Below are 20,687 nucleotides of genomic sequence, written 5' to 3' on the forward strand. Positions count from 1 at the left end.
CTGTCCAACATGGTGTACTTTAGCAAGTTGCTCAAAATCCTGTCGCACGACGGGTTTAATAAGCTGATGAAATACGGTATTCTGATGTGACAAAACCTGAATCCTGGTCGTTAAAGTGTTTGTTTGCACTCATATTTTAACGATTTGGACTCAGGTTTTTTATTTAAATCAAACTATGGGACAGCAGTGACCTACAGATTCCCTTTTTTAAATATATTTTTAAAGATTATATTTTTTCAGATCAGGATTTTACTTATGCGCAGATTTATACCGCGATAGTGCAGTCACAGCCACTGCCGAAATGACGACAGCAGGCAAACTCGCCATTAAAATACCGGTGGTTCCCAACCCTAATGCCAAGATTTTCCCTGTAAGTAATGGTCCAGTCATGGCACCCAAACGACCCAAAGAAATTGCACTACCCACACCAGTCACCTTACCCGTACCCGAATAGAAGATTGGCGAAATACCGTAAAGAATCGATTGACCACCTGTGGAGAATATCCCGCCCATCACACCGGCTAAAACCAACATTGGAATAGAAGTTGTGGTGAACAACAGACTCAAGGCAACAAATAAACCACTATAGATAATCACAGCCATCTGCCAGAGTTTTAAGCGATCAAGCAAGTAACCCAAAGCTAAAGTCCCAGTCACCGCGCCCACTTGGAATACCAGCATCACCATGAATGCTTGTTGTTTTTGCAGACCTTGTTCCATCAACAAGTTTGGCAACCAGCTAATCAAAATATAATTGATCATTAAGGTAAAGAAGAAACCCACCCAAAGTGGCAAGGTATTTTTATATTGCTGGTTTTTAAACAATACTTGTGCCATGCCTGGTACAACTTCTGTCGACACTTGCGCGACAGCGACAGGTTTAGGCTTATCTTTAAGAATAAACGCCATAAACGGAATAAGCGCTAACGGCGTTAAACCTCCTATCAGGAACAAGGTTTGCCATTGGATTTCAGGTAATAAAATCGCAAGACCGGCAACAAAAATTGCGCCAACGGGCAAACCGCAATACATTAGGCTATTTAACTTGCCGCGATTGGCTTCCGTCGCTTCATCACCTACCACTGAAATCATGGTCGGCATGGCTGCACCTAGGCCCAGTCCGGTAAAGAAACGTGCGGCATATAAAACTTCGACGCTTGGCGCAATTGCGGTCAGCGACATGAAAACACCAAAAATACCAATAGATAACATCAGGACTTTCTTTTGTCCCAAATAGTCAGCAATACGCCCACCAAAGAATGCTCCAAACAGCATTCCAAATACGCCTAAACTGAAGACATACCCCATCTGAACCTGATCTAAACCGAATGTCGCGGCAATTCCTTTCGCTGCTATACCCGGTGCTTGAAGATCGAAGCCTTCAAAAAATGCGACCCAAAAACACAAAAATATCGTTAAGATTTTTTGTAGTTTCCCTGTGTGTGTTTGTGCCATGATTGATCTCCATCAATAGTATACAAATCGTTTTTACAATGACGATTCATCTCACTATTCTCTGTGCAATCGTTCGATAGAAATACCACGACAATAGTCGGATTTGATGGCTCAAAAAGAATAAAAGTCCATTAAATTAGACTTAAAAGATTAAACAAATAGACTTTTCAAATCTTAATTTTAATTAATAATCATTATTTTCAAAGACTTATATTTACGGTAGTTATTTATGATGAAGCCATACTCAAAATTGATTCATAAAAATTAGGCAATAAAAAAACCCGCATGATGCGGGTTTTTTTCACTTTAAAACCTTACGCTGATTTTTTAGCTTGTGCTGCATTCTTACGAATCGTAATCATCACCAATTGAACTGCCGCAGGTGTCACACCCGGAATACGGCTGGCTTGCGCCAAAGTTTCAGGACGGATGTCTTTTAGTTTCAATGTGATTTCACGAGACAAACCAGAAACGATGTCATAGTCGAAGTCGCTTGGAATACGTGTTTCTTCCAGACGCTTCATTTGTGCAACATCTTCGTGCTGACGGCTAATATAACCCGCATATTTCACCGCAATTTCAATTTGCTCGCCCACAAATGGCGTTACTTCAGAATTGGTTAATTCCGCAATTTGAGCAAAACTGATATTTGGACGTTTCAGTAAATCAATCGCGCTACATTCTTTACTTAAATCTGCACCTGTCAACTCAACGAATTTTTTACCCATTGGATTGTTTGGTGCAGCCCATAAATGCTGTAGACGACCTGTTTCTTTCTCAACCGCTTCCATTTTCTCGCAGTAAGCTGCCCAACGCGTATCATCAACCAAGCCCATTTCACGGCCGATTGCAGTTAAACGTTGATCGGCATTGTCTTCACGCAGCATCAAACGATATTCGGCACGTGAAGTAAACATACGATACGGTTCTTTTGTACCCAGTGTAATCAAATCATCAACCAACACGCCCATATACGCTTCATCACGTTTTGGTGTCCATTGTTCTTGATCCCAGGCACGGCGTGCAGCATTTAAGCCTGCAAGCAAACCTTGCGCACCCGCTTCTTCATAACCAGTCGTGCCGTTAATTTGGCCGGCAAAGTACAGATTATTGATCGCTTTGGTTTCAAGCGAGAATTTCAACGCTTGTGGATTGAAATAATCATATTCAATGGCATAACCCGGACGCAAGATGTGTGCGTTTTCCATACCCCGGATTGAACGTACCAATTCAAACTGCACGTCAAATGGTAAAGAAGTTGAAATACCATTTGGATAAAGCTCATGCGTATCCAGACCTTCTGGCTCCAGGAATACCTGGTGAGAATTTTTATCGGCAAATTTATGAATTTTATCTTCAATCGATGGGCAGTAACGCGGCCCCACACCTTCAATTTTACCTGTATACATCGGTGAACGATCGAGTCCGCCACGAATGATTTCATGGGTACGTTCATTGGTATGCGTGATATAACAGTTCACCTGTTCCGGGTGCATAGATGCATCGCCCATGAATGACATGGTCGGAGACGGGAAATCACCTGGCTGTGGCGTCATTACCGAGAAATCCACTGAACGTGCATCAATACGTGGCGGTGTACCTGTTTTTAAGCGACCGACTGGTAAATTCAATTCACGTAAACGTGCAGCCAATGAAATTGATGGCGGATCACCCGCACGACCACCGCTAGATTTCTCAAGTCCGACATGGATGACACCACCCAGGAATGTACCTGTGGTCAATACAACAGTTTTCGCATCGAAGCGAATCCCCATTTGAGTCACTACACCTTTAACAGTATCGCCTTCAACAATCAGGTCATCAGCGGCTTGCTGGAAAATATCCAAGTTTGCTTGGTTTTCTAATGTTTCACGAATCGCAGCTTTATAGCGAATACGGTCAGCCTGCGCACGTGTTGCACGTACTGCTGCACCTTTACGTGAATTTAAAATACGGAATTGAATACCACCTTTATCGGCAGCAAGTGCCATTGCACCGCCTAAAGCATCAATTTCACGAACTAAATGTGATTTACCAATACCACCGATGGCAGGATTACAGCTCATCTGCCCTAAAGTCTCAATGTTATGAGTTAAGAGCAAAGTCTGGCGACCCATACGCGCTGCAGCAAGTGCTGCTTCGGTACCTGCGTGACCGCCACCGATAACAATGACATCGTAAACTTTAGGATAATGCATAATGGTTTGAGAGATAAAAAAGAATGACGCAGTATTATATCAAAACTGAGAAAGATAAGTGGATAAAATCAGCTGTTTTTGAGAATCAGTCCAGGATTGTTTACTCACTCACAAAAACATTGAAATGTAATCACGCTTTGCAGAGTTACTATAGAAATAAAACATTTAGTTTGAAAAGTTTACCTGATTGGTATTGTTTTATTGCGGCTATTTTTTAAGCTATAAGCTGGATACATTACGAACAAAGGTATAAAAGATGAATAAGAATTTCCTGCTCTCATCCATTCTATGTGGTGTATGTCTAGCACCATTTGCAGCCTCAGCAAATGATAAAGTCGAAAAAGTATATGATGCTCAAAGATACCAAAAGGTCTGTAAAGGCAAAACTCAAGGCGCTCAAGTCAGCTTTGCTTACCGAGGTATTATCTGGAATGGTACGTGTGAACCTCAATTCTTCCCTTCCTCCAAAAATGCGTCCATCACTGGAGATGAAGCAGAGTTAAGCACAGCTTGCAGTGGAGATACCAGTGCAACTACAGCATCCATCAATGGTACTGAAGTTAAAGGTAAATGTGCTTTAGGTTTTATGCCACCTCGACCTAGCTCTCAATCTTCAATGCAATCTCAGCCATCGATGCAGTCTCCGTCAATGCAATCCCAGCCAGCGATGCAGTCTCCGTCTATGCAATCACAGCCATCGATGCAGTCTCCATCAATGCAATCTCAGCCACCAATGCAGTCCCCAGCTGAAATGCAAACTCAACCACAAATGCAACCTTAAACTGGAACTTGATCTCAACAATGCATATAAAACACTAATTTTATTCAAATTTTCAACGGGTAAAAGGATTACTTTTACCCGTTTTTATATTGCTTATTTAAACAACTGGTTTAAACTCAAAACATATTAAGGATAAAAAATATAAAAAGGATATTCCATGGATTCGGGGCTATTTACTTTTTTTTTACCCATCGCGCTTGCCATCATGATGACAGGCTTAGGGCTAGAACTTACCATTAAAGATTTTCTGCGAGTACAACGCCACCCTAAAGTTATTTTTTTAGCCTTGTTTACCCAATTGATCGTTCTGGTTTTTATCGCATTTTTAATCTGTACCTTATTAAAACTCCCTCCACTGTTAGCTGTAGGCCTGATGCTGCTTGCTGCTTCACCCGGTGGGCCAACTGCAAATTTAATCAGCTATATCTTCAAAGGTGATGTGGCACTCAATCTCACGCTCACCGCGATAAACTCTCTGATTTGTACTTTCACCTTACCTTTTATCGTTAATCTGTCGATTCATTATTTTCTAGGCGATCATCCAAAAATTGGTATGCCGACTGAAAAAATCACCCAAGTATTTTTAATTGTTTTCATACCAGTTTGTTTGGGCGTGTTTATTCGTTCAATCGCACCTAACATCGCATTGAGACTAAATAGACCCATGCGATTATTCTCCGTACTGTTTTTATTCCTGATTTTCTTTTATGCCTTATATAGAGAATGTTTTAACATTGTTGAATATTTTGCTGATATTGGGCCTGCAACTGCACTTTTTTGTTTTATCAGTTTATCGGTTGGTTACCTGATTCCGCATCTGGCTGGGGTTTCTGACAAACAGGCACGTGCATGTACTTTTGAAATAGGCATCCACAACACCTCAGTTGCAATGACGATTGCACTGTCCGTGTTATCCAGTACCACGATTGCGCTACCTGCAGGCATTTATTCTATTTTCATGTATGTTTTTGCTTTTATATTTGGCTTTATTTTAACAAGACAGCCCCTTCCAATTAAAGATGCAAATTCAAAAGCATTCAGTGATTAATAAACCTCTGATTCATAGATACAATAGGCAATCTTAAATGATAGATCTGTAAGATGAATCAGGTCTAAGTAAAATATAAGTACAAATAGTAATTATGCCGCTTTATGCCTTAATTCCACTCAGCAAGATTAAAGCAATTCAGCTAATTAAAGTTGTACTGATCAACGGTCAGTTCTCGCTATTCCCTATCTCTGATTTATCGGCTATATATTCAATTTACAAAAAATTAGTACAAGACAACTTCGCCCAAATCAAAACAAAACCTAACCCAAAAAAGGAGATTTCGAATGGATTCAGAAATCATCACCATTTTATTACCTTTAGCACTTGCCATCATTATGATCGGTTTAGGGCTGGAGCTTACTCTCAAAGACTTTACCCGCGTAGCACAGCAACCCAAGGTGGTTTTCATTGCCCTGTTTTGTCAGTTGGTGGTTTTAGTCAGCATTGCCTTTATCATTTGCAAAGTCTTGGCGCTTCCGCCTCTGCTTGCTGTGGGCTTAATGCTACTAGCAGCCTCACCCGGAGGAAGCACAGCCAACTTATTTAGCTATCTTTTTAAAGGGGACATTGCGCTAAACATCACTTTGACCGCGATCAATTCAGTCATGGCGGCGTTTACCTTGCCTTTTATAGTCAACTTTTCCATTCAGTACTTTATGAATGATGGGCAACAAATTAGCTTGCAGTTCGGCAAAATATTGCAAGTCTTTGCTATTATCATTATTCCTGTAGGTATTGGTATGCTGATTCGACGCTATGCGCCACACTTCACTGCCAAACTAAACAAGCCGCTACGTATTTTTGCGGTGAGCTTTCTGGTGCTGATTATTATTGGTGCAGTTGTAAAAGAACGTCATCAAATTTTGGAATATTTAGCGCAAGTGGGCTTGGCAACTGTTTCATTCTGCCTGTGTAGTCTAATGATTGGTTATTTTGTACCGCGCTTGCTGGGCATTAATAGTGCTCAAGCACGGGCTTGCGCTTTTGAAATTGGCATTCATAACAGCACCCTTGCCATGACGATTGCGCTTACGATCATGGCAAGCTCCACCATTGCCATACCCGCTGCGGTGTATTCTATTTTCATGTATGTTTTTGCCGCTGTATTCGGCATGCTACTTAATAAATTTGCACCACAACCACATGCAGTAGTGAGTTAATTCATAGGGCCTAAATAAAAGGATAGTTGGTATACGTCCTTTTATTTTCAGGATAGTTTTTATCAATATATAGTTGTTTAAGCCTGAGTTCCGTTACAATGGCATTTTTAAAAACACAAATTTAGGTTATCTCCGTGAAGTGGTTACAAATTCATATTACCGTTGATCAAGCTCAAGTCGATTTTACTGAAACCCTCCTCAGTTCATTAGGCGCCGTTAGCGTAACTTTAGATGATGCTGAAAATCAGGACTTACTTGAACCACTTCCAGGTGAAACTCCACTTTGGAATAAAGTCATTGTGACCGGCATCTACGCACAAGAAGAAGGCGAAGAAATTGATGTTGATGCTTTAACAACATTTATTACAGCACAAATGCCTGAAGCGCCATTACGCCATGAATTTCTTGAAGACCAGGAATGGGAACGCACCTGGATGGATGCGTATGAACCGATTCAAATTGGTGAAAAATTCTGGATTGTTCCGGAATGGATGGAAGCACCAGATGCAGATGCTGTAAACATTAAGCTTGATCCAGGCCTGGCCTTCGGTACAGGTAACCATGCATCAACTTTCCTTTGCCTGCAATGGCTCGGTCAAACCGATGTTAAAGATAAAATTGTGATCGACTATGGTTGCGGTTCAGGCATTTTAGGCGTTGCTGCACTGTTATTAGGCGCCAAAAAAGTCTATGCCACCGATATTGACCCTCAAGCAGTTCTCGCGACTCAGCAAAATGCTGAATTGAATGGCGTACTCGGAAACTTATTTGTGGGTTTGCCTGATGAATTCAATGAAGAGTTTAAAGCGCAAAAGGCCGATGTCTTTGTCGCAAACATTCTTGCCGGCCCACTGATGGCACTTGCGCCTGAATTCGCAACTTTGGTCAAATCTGAGGGCGAGTTCGCACTTGCAGGTATATTAGAAGAGCAAGTAGCTGATGTTTCTAGTGTTTATTCTGAGTTTTTTGATATACTCCAAGTCGAAAAACGCGAAGAACATTGGTGCCGAATTTCAGGAAAACGCCAAAATATCCATTAAAATTTTGAATAGACTATGAGCGAAAAACAAACCTACTGTCCTAACTGTTTTACCAAGTATAAAGTCTCCGTGGCTCAACTGACAGTTGCTCGAGGCATGGTTTGTTGCGCGAAATGTTCGACCAATTTTAATGCGTTAACCCATCTTGTAGTAGAAAAAGAGCAATCTTCTTCTACTCCTTCGACTCCCCCTTCAAATCTTGACAATAAAAATTCTCAATCCAGCGAGATGACCGCTGAAACCTTTATGGCAGATCAGCAGCCAGAACAACATTTATTAAATATTTTTGATCGTAAAGTAGAAAACTCCAATATTGATTTAAAAACCTATCTCAATAATTTGAATTATTTTAGTACAGACCCGATTGGTACGTACCCGGCTCTGAACTGGTCTGAGAAATCAGAACAAGAGAAGAAAGAAAGAAGTGCCTTGAGTTATGTGTTATGGGGCGCTGTGAATTTATGTCTGGTGAGTTTGCTTATTTTTCAGTTTTTTTGGTTTAACCCGAAAATTTTAAACAATAGCCCGGTCTTTAGTGCTTTATTTAATAGCGCATGTCAGGCATTTAATTGTTCTGTTATGGAGCAAAATTACCATCTTATCTCCACTAATAAAGTGAAAGTAAAGCAAATTTCTAAGCAAAAAACTCAATTTACCGGTGAGCTGATTAACTATCATTCTAAAAGTTTAGCCCTGCCGATCATCAAGGTAAATCTAAAAGATAATGGAGAAATTATTTCTACTTATTCTTTCCGGTCTTCTGAATATCTGATTGACAGTCTTACAGGAATACAACGAATTCCACAAAACAGTCCTTTTAAATTCAAGTTTAGCCTTCCTGTAGAACGTAAAAGCTTTGATACCTACAGTTTGGAAATAATTCGCCCCTGATATTGAAAAAAACTATTAAAAAACACAAAAAAAAGTAAAAAAAGTGCAGTTTTCTTGCTCACTTTTTCTTAGACAATGCTATCATACGCGCCACGAAAGCTTTGTGCTGCAAACTCCTCACTATTTTCACAACAATTATAGTTTAGCTTATATGCGCTTTATCCTGATAATGCGTATTGAGTAGATTTTTTTGTTTTGATTTTGGTCTGTAACAAATATTAATCTATTGTTACGCTTAATTTTCGATCAAAAACGTCGAGTTGTGGCAAGCTAAATGTACAAGTTTTAGAACTTCCGTTTTAGGACCTAAAACGGAATTTAAATTTTAGACCACTTTTATATATCCCTTTACCCAAGTGATATTTGATTTTTCGGATTAATTCGCATGAATAGCAAATCTCCTATTTTTACTGCACAATCTGATGTCGCTCTTCGTATTCACGTAGATCGCGCAGTTCGCCATTATTTTGCACAATTGCAAGGCGAGCAACCTTCTCAGGTATATGACATGGTGCTGGCAGAAATGGAGAAACCTCTTCTATCTGTAGTTCTAGAATATACGCGTGGGAATCAGACACGCGCTGCCGAGATTCTCGGACTCAACCGTGGTACTTTACGTAAAAAGTTGAAAGCTCACGGTTTAATGAGTGAATAAATGATAAAATGCTCACGGTTACCGTGGGCATTTTTTTTATCTTATATTTTGCCTGCTGTTTTAATCTAGACCTTTAATATTGTTGACGAAAATCATGACTATTAAACGCGCTTTAATCTCTGTATCTGATAAATCAGGGATCGTTGAATTTGCTAAAAACCTCGTGGCTCTTGGGGTAGAAATTTTATCTACTGGCGGTACATATAAGTTGCTTAAAGACAACAATATCGCAGTAGTGGAAGTTTCAGAGCACACTGGGTTCCCAGAAATGATGGATGGTCGTGTTAAAACACTACATCCAAAAATTCATGGGGGTATCTTAGCTCGCCGTGGTCTAGACGAAGCTGTTATGCAAGAACACAACATCGATGCCATCGATCTAGTGGTTGTGAACCTTTATCCGTTTGCTGCAACTGTTGCTAAACCGAACTGTTCATTGGCTGATGCCATTGAAAACATCGACATCGGTGGCCCAACAATGGTTCGTGCCGCTGCAAAAAACCATGCGTCTGTGGGTATTGTGGTTAATGCTTCTGACTACGACACTGTAATTGCTGAAATGAAAGCAAACGGTGCGTTATCTCTTGAAACTCGTTTTGACTTGGCAGTGAAAGCGTTTGAACATACTGCACAATATGATGGCATGATCGCTTCTTACCTTGGCGCTCGCGTAGGCAAGATCGAGGGTCAAGCAGACAAATTTGCCCGCACTTTCAACACGCAATTAAACAAAGCACAAGACTTGCGTTACGGTGAAAACCCGCATCAATCTGCTGCGTTCTATGTAGAAAGTACTGCGACTGAAGCTTCTGTTTCAACTGCGAAACAGCTTCAAGGTAAAGAACTTTCTTATAACAACATCGCAGATACAGATGCAGCACTTGAATGTGTGAAATCTTTTGCGAAACCTGCTTGTGTGATTGTTAAACATGCAAACCCTTGTGGCGTTGCAGTTTCTTTAGACGGCATTAAAGCTGCGTACGATCTTGCTTATGCAACAGATCCTGAATCTGCATTTGGTGGCATTATTGCATTTAACCGCGAGTTAGACGTTGCAACTGCACAAGCCATTGTGGACCGTCAATTCGTTGAAGTGATTATTGCACCAAGCATTGCTGATGGCGTACTTGAAGTAACTGGCGCGAAGAAAAACGTACGCGTACTTGTATGTGGCGAACTTCCAGCAATTGATGCACGTCATTCGCAACTTGATTACAAACGTGTAAATGGCGGTTTATTGGTTCAAGACCAAGACTTGGGCATGATCACTAAAGACGATCTTAAAGTTGTGACCAAAGTTGCACCGACTGAAGCTGAAATCGACGACATGATTTTTGCCTGGAAAGTTGCGAAATATGTGAAATCAAATGCGATTGTTTATGCCAAAGGTCGTCAAACCATTGGTGTAGGCGCAGGCCAAATGAGCCGTGTTAACTCTGCTCGTATTGCAGCGATTAAAGCTGAACATGCGGGTCTAGTGGTTGAAGGTGCAGTTATGGCGTCTGATGCATTCTTCCCATTCCGTGATGGTATTGATAACGCTGCAAAAGCTGGCATCAAATGCATTATCCAACCGGGTGGTTCTATGCGTGATGAAGAAACGATTGCAGCGGCGGATGAAGCTGGTATCGCGATGGTCTTCACTGGCATGCGTCATTTCCGTCACTAAGTTGGCGAATTGATGATGACTTATTTACAGTCATACGTGCTATATAAAATAGATTCTTAAATCTTTCATAGAGTCCTCTTCCCCTTTGGGTTGAGGACTTTGTGTTATTTCGATTCATGGAGTATGAACCGATGAATATTTTAGTTTTGGGTAATGGTGGTCGTGAACACGCACTTGCATGGAAAATCGCGCAAGACGATAAAGTAGCGAAAGTCTTTGTTGCTCCGGGCAATGCCGGCACAGCAACAGAAAACAAATGCGAAAATGTTGCACTTAACATTTTAGATAATGCTGCGATTATTGCTTTTGCTCAAGAAAATGCAGTTGATTTAGTCCTTGTTGGTCCAGAAGCACCGCTTGTAAATGGTGTTGTGGATGCTTGCCGTGCGGCTGATGTCAAAGTTTGGGGCCCAACTCAATTTGCAGCACAGCTTGAAGGTTCTAAAGCTTTCGCAAAACATTTCTTGAAACGCCATAACATTCCAACTGCATTCTATGATGTGTTTACAGAAGTAGATGCAGCCAAAGCATTTGTTGAAAAAAATGGCGCGCCAATCGTGATCAAGGCTGATGGCCTTGCTGCGGGTAAAGGCGTTATTGTTGCCATGACCAATCAAGAAGCATTTGATGCGATTGATGACATGCTTGCAGGCAATAAATTTGGTGATGCCGGTTCTCGTGTAGTCATTGAAGAATTCCTTGCCGGTGAAGAAGCATCTTTCATTTGTATGATTGATGGCGACAACATCTTGCCAATGGCAACTTCACAAGATCACAAACGTATTTTTGAAGGCGACCAAGGTCCAAACACTGGCGGTATGGGTGCTTACTCTCCTGCTCCTGTTGTGACTTCAGATGTTTTTCAAAAAGCAATGAACGAAGTGATGCGCCCAACTGTTGAAGGTATGAAAGCAGATGGTCACGTGTATACAGGTTTCTTATACGCAGGCTTAATGATTGATGAACAGGGCCAGCCTAAAGTGATCGAGTTCAACTGCCGTTTTGGTGACCCTGAAACTCAGCCCATCATGATGCGTTTAAAATCATCTTTGGTTGATTTGGTTGAAGCTGGTATTGCCGGTAACTTGCCTGCTGAAGCAGAATGGGATGAGCGTAAAACTGTCGGGATCGTACTTGCGTCACGCGGCTACCCTGAAACCTCTAGCAAAGATGATGTGATTTCTGGTTTAGACACCGAAATGACAGATGCGAAAGTGTTCCATGCAGGTACTGCAACCAATGCCAATGGCGAAGTTGTGACTGCTGGCGGTCGTGTTCTATGTGTAACTGCACTCGGCAACACCATTGGTGAAGCGCAAGCAAAAGCATTAGAGCTTTGTGAAAAAGTGACTTTTGACGGCGTTCAATATCGTAAAGATATTGGTTACCGTGCCATTGCACGTGAAAATGCTTAATTTTAATTAAGTAAAAAGAACCCGCCTAGTGCGGGTTTTTATATTTTCTTATAATAAATATAAAAATGATATTTCACTTAAAAAATTATCAAACATAAAAAAAACCTGCTTTAAGCAATTGTTTTTAATTAAGTAAAAATATATTTTGCATAAAGTGTATTATGTTAACTTTAGGAAAACTTAAACGAAATTACCAAAAATTATGAAAAAAAAATCAGCTTTTTTATATTATTTAGATGTTACAGCACCATTTTATTATTTTTATCTTGTTCCCACTGCAATCGCATTAGCCATAGTCAGTTTTGATTTCTCATTTCAGGGCTTATTCCCGGCCACAATTGACTCTTCGATTTCAAGCCAACATAAGTTTCTAAATGACTATTTTGCAATATGTAATTTTTTCGTGATTGGGCTTATTGTTATTAATTATTTAAGACACCCACTACCCGCCACATATGTAAGACAAATACGTCAGCATTATGCAACATTAAATAAGAACCAGCAGTCTATTAATGGCTGGCTTGGCATTGTATTTTTCTGTTTTACTTTAGGCCTGATGAACCTGACTTGGTTTATTATTAATGATGAGCCTCTCCCACCATATAAAGAATGGCGCAAAGGCGATACTCTTACCTACTTAAACAGTTTCGCACATCCTTATATTTCTGCTATTGCTTTTAGTTTGCAATATGCCCTCATTGTATTCTTTACATTAATATTTATGAACATATTTGATAATCGTAAATATAGATAAAATTTATATACTTAGCTCCATTTAACATAATAGTACTTATACGAAATTCTTTTAATTTAAGCATTAAATTTCAGATACTTAAATAAAAGAAAAACTAAAAAAACACTAAAAAACCGATTTGGAAACAAGACGATTTTTTTATGCTCGGTTCTGGAATCTTTTGCCAATCTATTTGTATAAAAAACGCTTTTATCTACTAAAATCTAGTTAAACATGATTTCTTAAAATTATATCCTTACCCTTTCACTACCTATATAGCTAGAATGTATTAATCTTTACTTAACTTCACTGCATATATCTATTTTTCAGCTTTAGACTTTAAAAAAAGTTATAAAGAGTTATATAAAAAGACACTTTATAGATTGTTAATATAATTTTAAACAATATATTGTTTTTATTATTAAAATTTCAAATATCTTATTGTTACTATTCACTTAATAAGATAATTGTTAATTTTTTATTCACTATATTGCATATAGATTTATTGCTATGATGAGATAAATTTTGATTGAGTAGAAATCCAATCTCATTAATGAATACAATGATTTAAAAACTTTTTATAACTGCTTTTTAAATCACTATTCAACAGATTGCTCATTGCATCAGCATAATTTGTAAATTTTATAGTGCTGCAGATCTATCAAGCAAACGTATGGATATGATGACTGTAATCATGCCTTCGTTCTATACTGATTTCGATTTGACTTAATCTCTCTAATAAATGATTCGTAAATTTAAAGTCAAAATTAAATTTACTTGGGATGAATACATGAAAAAGCTCCTTGGACTTGTTTTAGGTTTAACCGTTGGCTTAGCTGGCTGCTCTAAACCTGAAGCACCTGCAACTGATGCAGCAAAAAGTGATACAGCAAAAGAACAAACTGTGGTAATGGCATCGACTGGTTCAGATGCAGACATCTGGCGTTATATTGCAACCTTGCCTGAAACTAAAGAAGCAGGTATCAATCTTGAAGTGAAAAACTTCACTGACTATGTTGCCATGAATACTGCTGTAGCCAACAAAGAAGTCGATATCAATGCATTCCAGTCTTATGCTTATTTAGTGGCGTTCAATGCTTCTAATAAAGACAAGATTGCACCTGTTTCGACGACTTATCTTGAGCCAATGGGTATTTACTCAAGCAAAGTAAAAAAAGTTGAAGAATTTGCCAACGGCGCAACTATTGCTATTCCAAACGATGCAGCCAATGAAGCACGTGCCCTTTTACTTCTTCAATCAGCTGGCTTATTAAAACTTAAAGCTAACTTTGACCCTGCAACTGGTACACCAAACGACATTACTGAAAACGCTAAAAAAATTGTGATCAAGCCAATTCAAATGGCGACCGCTGTTCGTGTTAAAGACGAAGTGGATGCGATTGTTTTAGGTAATACACTGGCGCTTGAAGGTGGTTTGAACGTACTGAAAGATTCGATCTACTATGAGCCTGTGGATCAAAGCACCAAGTTAAATGTAAACATTTTAGCAACTGCTGAATCTCGTAAAGATGATCCTTTACTACAAAAAGTCGGTGCCTTGTATCACACTGAAGCGGTGAACAAATATGTGCAAGAAAAATTTGCGGGTACTAAGGTTGATGTAAATAAACCAATTAGTTATTTAACTGAAACAAAATAGTAATATAATCATCCAAACCAAACAGGCAAAGTCATTTTGCCTGTTTTTTTATTTTCTGCTTAGTTTCTGACGATATGATTGAATTTAAAAACATTTCAAAGCACTATCAGCTCAAAGGTCAAACCATACGCGCCCTGGACCAAATTAATTTGGAAATTCCAGAAGGCAGTATTTTTGGCATTATTGGTTATAGTGGCGCAGGTAAAAGCACCTTAATCCGTTTGATTAATTTACTAGAACGACCAAATGAAGGTCAGGTAATTATTAATCAAAAAGATTTTACTGCTTTGGATGCACGCTCATTACGTCAAGAACGTGCAAATATCGGTATGATCTTTCAGCACTTCAACTTGTTGCAAACCAAAACTGTGGCGGCAAATATTGAAATGCCACTCAAGCTTTTAGGTGTAAGCAAGGCTGAACGTGAAAAACGCTTAAACGAATTACTTGAGTTTATTGACCTCAAACATAAAAAAGATGCTTTCCCCGATGAGCTTTCTGGCGGGCAGAAACAACGTGTCGGTATTGCCCGCGCGCTTGCCAATCATCCCAAGATTTTACTCTGTGATGAAGCGACTTCTGCGCTGGATCCGCAAACCACCAAATCTGTTTTAGCCTTACTCAAAAAAATCAATAAAGAACAGAACATCACCATTGTCATGGTGACCCATGAAATGGATGTGATTGAAACGGTTTGTGATTATGTCGCGGTGATGGAACAAGGCAAAGTCATTGAAACCGGTTCTACCCTTGAGATTTTCAGTCAGCCGCAACATCCGACCACGAAAAACTTTATTCAAACTGTGCTTCAGCAACAGTTGCCGGTCAACATATTAAAGAACCTCGAAAATCAGAATCACAACAGTATTTATTGCCTGCAGTTTTTAGGCAGGTCTGCTCAAGAAACTGTGGTACAGGCAGTAATTAAGAAATTTGATATCAGTTTAAATATCTTGTTTGCCAATATGACCGAAATTAATGGCACCGTAATTGGACAGATGTTTATCCAGTTGCTGGGTGATCCGGCAATTATTCAGCAGGCAATTGAATTTTTAGAACAAAATGGCGTAAAAGTTGAACATTCAGGAGATCAGGTATGAGAGATTTAATCGTACAATGGCTCACTGAACTCACCGCACCATTTTGGCAGAGTTCGCTGTCGATTGACCAGTTTGTCACTGCCTTACAAGAAACCTTTCACATGGTGTTCTTTGCCATGCTATTCGGCGGAATTTGGGGATTTATTCAGGGGATTATCTTATTAGTTACTCGTCCTGAGGGTATTCTTCCCAATCGTGCGGTTTATCATATTTTAAACCCGATTGTGAATGCCCTACGCTCGCTACCCTTCATCATTCTGCTGATTGCGGTTATTCCTTTAACCAAATTTTTAGTGGGTACGTCAATCGGGACTTGGGCAGCGATTGTTCCACTGACTATCTATATTGGCCCATATATGGGACGCCTGATTGAAACGTCATTATTAGAAGTGAATGAAGGTATCGTGGAATCTGCTCAGGCCATGGGTGCGACTCCATTACAGATTATTTTTAAGTTTATTTTGCCGGAATCACGCAGTTCACTAATTCTTAATTTAACCACGGCCACCATCAGTTTAATTGGGGCAACCGCAATGGCGGGTGCTGTCGGTGCGGGTGGTATTGGTGATTTGGCGATCTCCTATGGCTATCAACGCTTTGATACCAGCGTGGTCATTTTAACCGTGATTGTGCTGCTACTCTTGGTGCAAATTGTTCAGACTGTAGGTGAATGGCTGGCCAAATTAAGATAATTTAAGATAAATAATCATCCGGTCAAAGCTTTAAAACCCTCAGTTAGAATAATGCCAGTCAGTTAAGAAATTGACTGGCATTTTTTATTTCGAATTCATCATGTTATTTGAGACGAGGAAACGTCATTCGCAACTGCTTGAGACAAGAATATATTTAACAAGTTACTGTTTCTGCGACAGATTTGCTACTTGGTGGTAATGAACGAGCTTTGCGATGAAAGGACTTTAAATAAATTATTTAAAGTCTTTGTAAGATGCTTTTCTTGCGAAGCTTCGCTTCTCATTTGGCTAAACAAAAGAACTGACGAAATCTGAATACTTGGGTTAAAAAGATAAGACTCCGTTGTGAATAAGCTAAAAGCTAAGGAGTTCATGATTCACTCTCATAACTGATCAGCATTACTTACTTAGAGGGTTTTTATTTGGCAAAAATATTCTGGTTAAAAATAATTCAATTTCCGACTTTATCAATAAAAACATCAGTTCTAACCAATATTGCAATTAAAAATCTGCTTCGATTTTGATAAATATTAAGCCATTCCTGTATTCAGAGCATGCTAAAATAGCCGTCAGTTTTTGCAGGGACTCATTTATGCACTTTGTTCATCTTGGAATACATACAGAATTTTCAATTACGGAATCGATCGTACGTATACCTGATCTTATGAAAGCTGCAGAGAATGATGCAATGCCAGCTTTGGCATTAACAGATCTGTCCAATTTGCATGCCGCAGTTAAATTTTATAAAAAATGTCTGAATAACGGCATCAAACCGATTTTGGGCGGTGTCATTCGCCTGAATGATGCAGAACATAAAGCAACCCTGCTTTCCATGACCAATAAAGGCTGGCGCAGTCTCACTGAAATTGTTTCGCGTGGCTTTATTGAAGGTCAGCAGCTTGATATTCCTTGCGTAAAAAAAGAATGGGTGCTTGAACAGAATCAAGACATCATCGTGCTTTTAGGCATGCATAGTGATGTCGGCAAAATGCTCAATTCCTCCAACCCGCAAAAAGCTGAAGCCCTGCTAGAAGAATGGATTGAAAAATTTGGTAATCGTGTTTATCTGGCTCTGACCCGTACTGACCGCCCCGATGAAGAGAGCTTTATTGCAGGCGCAGTTAAGCTGGCCCAGAAATACAATATTGGTGTTGTGGCACATAATGATGTGCATTTTATTGCACCAACCGACTTCGAAGCACATGAAGCGCGCGTGTGTATTGCCGATGGTTATGTGCTTGGTGATAACCGTCGCCCACGTTCTTACACGCCTGAACAATATTTCAAAACTGCCGAGCAAATGACTGAACTGTTTTCAGACATTCCAACAGCGATTGAAAATACCTACCACATTGCCAAGCGCTGTAATGTCAGCTTGCGTTTAGGCTTCAATGACCTTCCCGACTTCCCCATTCCAGAAGGTCATACCATTGATACCTTCTTTGAGCATATTTCTCAGGAAGGCCTGGAAGAACGTTTAAATTTCCTTTATCCCGTTGAAAAACGTGATGAAGACTGGCCTGAAATTCGTAAAGTTTATGATGAACGTCTAGCCTACGAGATTGGTACCATCCTGAACATGGGATTCCCCGGCTACTTCCTGATCGTGATGGACTTCATTCAGTGGTCCAAAAATAATGGCGTACCGGTCGGTCCGGGACGTGGTTCAGGTGCAGGCTCACTGGTGGCGTATAGCCTGAAAATTACCGATCTCGATCCGCTACGTTATGACCTGCTGTTCGAACGTTTCTTGAACCCTGAACGTGTTTCGATGCCCGACTTTGACATCGACTTCTGTATTGCAGGTCGTGACCGGGTGATTGACTATGTGGCACGTCATTATGGCCGTGATGCGGTATCTCAGATTGCCACTTTCGGAACCATGGCCGCAAAAGGTGCCATCCGAGATGTCGCACGTGTTCTGGGTAAATCTTATGGACTTGCTGACCGGATCTCCAAGCTGATCCCGACCAAGCCATTAGGTGTAGACCTTCGCGGCGCCATCGACATGGAACCGCAGCTTAAAGATATCGTCACCAATCCATCCAATCCAGACAATGACGACGCTGCTGAAATCTGGGAAATGGCACTCAAGCTTGAAGGCATTACCCGGAATACCGGTAAACATGCCGGTGGTGTGGTGATTGCACCGGGTAAAATTACCGACTATTCAGCCGTGATGTGTGATGCGGATGGGACCAATCGCGTTGCACAATTCGATAAAGATGATGTTGAATCTGCCGGTTTGGTGAAGTTCGACTTCTTGGGTCTACGTAACCTGACCGTAATTGAAGATGCGATTCAAAATATTAATAAACGCATTGGGCCGGAAAAAACCGTTGATATTGCGCACATTCCGCTAGACGACGCCAAAGCCTATTCAATTTTCGCCGATGCCAATACCACAGCGGTATTCCAGTTTGAATCCGTCGGCATGAAAAAAATGCTGAAAGAGGCACGTCCAAGCAAATTTGAAGAAATTATCGCTTTCGTATCGTTGTACCGTCCGGGTCCTATGGATCTTATTCCTGACTTTATCCACCGTATGCATGGTGGTGAGTTTGAATATCTGCATCCATTATTGGAAGGCGTACTTGAGCCGACTTACGGAATCATGGTGTATCAGGAACAGGTAATGCAGGCCGCACAGTACTGTGCCGGCTATACCCTCGGTGGCGCGGACATGTTGCGTCGCGCCATGGGTAAAAAGAAACCTGAAGAAATGGTCAAGCAGCGTCAAATCTTTATTGAAGGTGCTGCAAAAAAAGACATTGATGAAGCGACAGCCAACCATATTTTTGACTATATGGAAAAGTTTGCAGGTTACGGTTTTAACAAATCGCATGCGGCAGCTTACGCCTTAATTGCCTACCAGACAGCATGGTTAAAAGCCTATTATCCATCTGAATTTATGGCAGCAGTACTCACCTCGGAAATGCAGAATACCGACAGCATTGTATTCTTGATTGATGACTGCCGGATTAATGGCTTAGAAGTATTTCCACCGTCCATTAACATGTCTTTTTACAAGTTTCATGCCAGCGATGAAAAAACTATTGTTTATGGTTTGGGTGCAATTAAAGGCGTAGGTGAAGCAGCCATGCAATCGGTGATTGACTCACGTTTGCAGGATGGCCCTTATAAAGATTTATTCGATTTTTGCCACCGTATTGATTTGAAAAAGATCAATAAACGAACTTTAGAAGCGCTCATCCGTTCCGGTGCTCTGGATTGCCTGGGCATTGATCGTGCCAGCATCATGGCGCAATTGCCAGAAGCGGTTCAGGCGGCTGACCAAGCACGCTCCAATCGCGAAACCGGAATTATGGATTTGTTTGGTGAAGTTGAAGAAGTTCAACGTAAACCGTCTAAACCGGTAAAACCGTGGTCAGATGAAGTTCGTTTAAAAGGCGAAAAAGACACCCTTGGCTTGTATCTCACCGGACATCCAATTGATGTTTATCGTCCAGAATTAAAGTCCTTTATTCCTGTACGGATTAATGAACTCACCCCAACACGTCGCGGAGTCACCACGGTATTTGCAGGACTGGTGGTGGATGTTGCCAACTTCCCGAACCGGATGATGGTGACGCTGGATGATGGTACAGCACGTATAGAAGTCTCTGCCAATCACGAACGTTTCCAGCGTTTTAAAGATGTCATTCAAGCCGACCGGGTGGTGGTGATTGAAGGCGAAATCTATGAGCGTGAAGGTTATGACCGTCCAATGGGGCGTTTAACCAAGGCATTCAGCCTGAATGAGATTCGTCAGAAACGTGCCAATAGCATCCAGATTAAACTGAATAGTGAACATCTGACCAAAACCCTGAGTCAGGATTTACAAAAGATTCTGATTCCATATTGTAATGTCGATATGTGTAATCACATTCCAATGCAACTACAAATTGATTATCCCTATGCTTCTGCGGAAGTTCACTTGGGATTGAATTGGAAAGTTGCGCCACAGGACGAACTGCTGGCGAAATTGCGTGATTATTTTGGTAAAGATGTGATTCACATTGAATATCAAGTGAAATCCAAAGCGGCCAAAGCCGCGCATCATACTAAGCCCGCATACATCGCACCACCTCCTGCAAATGTCAGCATGGATGATGCGATGGATCTGTATCAGGCTGAAGCCAACCAATATTCTTAATTTTTAAATATTTAAATTCAAATCGGACACA

15 protein-coding genes and 1 pseudogene are annotated in these 20,687 nt (G+C 40.5%); 13 read left to right on the forward strand and 3 right to left on the reverse strand.

Annotated elements, in window-relative coordinates; all coding sequences use genetic code 11:
• The 3 genes from E0H81_RS16415 to mnmG all read right to left on the reverse strand — a co-directional run.
• A partial coding sequence (locus E0H81_RS16415) for a DUF4372 domain-containing protein (protein ID WP_214613818.1) occupies positions 1-93 on the reverse strand: 93 nt, incomplete at its 3' end.
• Between the two features lie 156 nt (positions 94-249).
• Positions 250-1,455 carry a 3-(3-hydroxy-phenyl)propionate transporter MhpT gene (gene mhpT, locus E0H81_RS10540; protein ID WP_131318748.1) on the reverse strand — a complete coding sequence of 402 codons (1,206 nt, stop codon included), beginning with the start codon at positions 1,453-1,455 and terminating at the stop codon, positions 250-252.
• A gap of 314 nt (positions 1,456-1,769) precedes the next feature.
• On the reverse strand, positions 1,770-3,653 hold the full coding sequence (mnmG, locus tag E0H81_RS10545; RefSeq protein WP_131318750.1) for a tRNA uridine-5-carboxymethylaminomethyl(34) synthesis enzyme MnmG: 1,884 nt from the start codon (positions 3,651-3,653) through the stop codon (positions 1,770-1,772).
• A gap of 256 nt (positions 3,654-3,909) precedes the next feature.
• On the opposite strand from mnmG, the pseudogene E0H81_RS10550 reads away from it, so the two are divergent.
• The 13 genes and pseudogenes from E0H81_RS10550 to dnaE all read left to right on the forward strand — a co-directional run.
• A pseudogene (locus tag E0H81_RS10550) lies at positions 3,910-4,254 on the forward strand (hypothetical protein); the annotation flags it as partial.
• A gap of 337 nt (positions 4,255-4,591) precedes the next feature.
• Positions 4,592-5,482, forward strand: a complete 891-nt coding sequence (locus E0H81_RS10555) for a bile acid:sodium symporter family protein (RefSeq protein ID WP_131318755.1) — start codon at positions 4,592-4,594, stop codon at positions 5,480-5,482.
• Between the two features lie 287 nt (positions 5,483-5,769).
• A complete protein-coding gene (locus tag E0H81_RS10560; protein WP_131318757.1) occupies positions 5,770-6,645 on the forward strand; it encodes a bile acid:sodium symporter family protein in 876 nt (291 codons plus the stop codon).
• Positions 6,646-6,779: 134 nt separating this feature from the next.
• The gene (gene prmA, locus E0H81_RS10565; protein ID WP_131318759.1) at positions 6,780-7,685 is read left to right on the forward strand and encodes a 50S ribosomal protein L11 methyltransferase; all 906 of its coding nucleotides are present in this window, start codon (positions 6,780-6,782) and stop codon (positions 7,683-7,685) included.
• A gap of 15 nt (positions 7,686-7,700) precedes the next feature.
• Positions 7,701-8,576, forward strand: coding sequence for a DUF3426 domain-containing protein (locus E0H81_RS10570; protein ID WP_131318761.1), 876 nt, complete (start codon positions 7,701-7,703; stop codon positions 8,574-8,576).
• 385 nt (positions 8,577-8,961) lie between these two features.
• Positions 8,962-9,231 (forward strand): DNA-binding transcriptional regulator Fis, encoded by a 270-nt coding sequence (gene fis / locus E0H81_RS10575; protein WP_001086304.1) that lies wholly within the window; start codon positions 8,962-8,964, stop codon positions 9,229-9,231.
• Between the two features lie 94 nt (positions 9,232-9,325).
• Positions 9,326-10,900, forward strand: a complete 1,575-nt coding sequence (gene purH / locus E0H81_RS10580; RefSeq protein WP_131318763.1) for a bifunctional phosphoribosylaminoimidazolecarboxamide formyltransferase/IMP cyclohydrolase — start codon at positions 9,326-9,328, stop codon at positions 10,898-10,900.
• A gap of 131 nt (positions 10,901-11,031) precedes the next feature.
• Positions 11,032-12,315 (forward strand): phosphoribosylamine--glycine ligase, encoded by a 1,284-nt coding sequence (purD, locus tag E0H81_RS10585; protein WP_131318765.1) that lies wholly within the window; start codon positions 11,032-11,034, stop codon positions 12,313-12,315.
• 202 nt (positions 12,316-12,517) lie between these two features.
• Complete coding sequence (locus tag E0H81_RS10590; protein ID WP_131318767.1) at positions 12,518-13,069, forward strand: hypothetical protein; 552 nt, start codon at positions 12,518-12,520, stop codon at positions 13,067-13,069.
• Positions 13,070-13,838: 769 nt separating this feature from the next.
• On the forward strand, positions 13,839-14,708 hold the full coding sequence (locus tag E0H81_RS10595; protein ID WP_131318769.1) for a MetQ/NlpA family ABC transporter substrate-binding protein: 870 nt from the start codon (positions 13,839-13,841) through the stop codon (positions 14,706-14,708).
• A gap of 74 nt (positions 14,709-14,782) precedes the next feature.
• Complete coding sequence (locus E0H81_RS10600; RefSeq protein WP_131266519.1) at positions 14,783-15,808, forward strand: methionine ABC transporter ATP-binding protein; 1,026 nt, start codon at positions 14,783-14,785, stop codon at positions 15,806-15,808.
• Positions 15,805-16,500: a methionine ABC transporter permease gene (locus E0H81_RS10605; RefSeq protein ID WP_131318771.1), complete on the forward strand. Its 696-nt coding sequence runs from the start codon at positions 15,805-15,807 to the stop codon at positions 16,498-16,500. Before E0H81_RS10600 ends, E0H81_RS10605 begins: the two co-directional genes overlap by 4 nt.
• Before the next feature lie 592 nt (positions 16,501-17,092).
• The gene (dnaE, locus tag E0H81_RS10610; RefSeq protein WP_131318773.1) at positions 17,093-20,656 is read left to right on the forward strand and encodes a DNA polymerase III subunit alpha; all 3,564 of its coding nucleotides are present in this window, start codon (positions 17,093-17,095) and stop codon (positions 20,654-20,656) included.
• Positions 20,657-20,687 lie beyond the last annotated feature (31 nt).

Source organism: Acinetobacter terrestris, assembly GCF_004331155.1.
Taxonomy (GTDB): Bacteria; Pseudomonadota; Gammaproteobacteria; order Pseudomonadales; family Moraxellaceae; genus Acinetobacter; species Acinetobacter terrestris.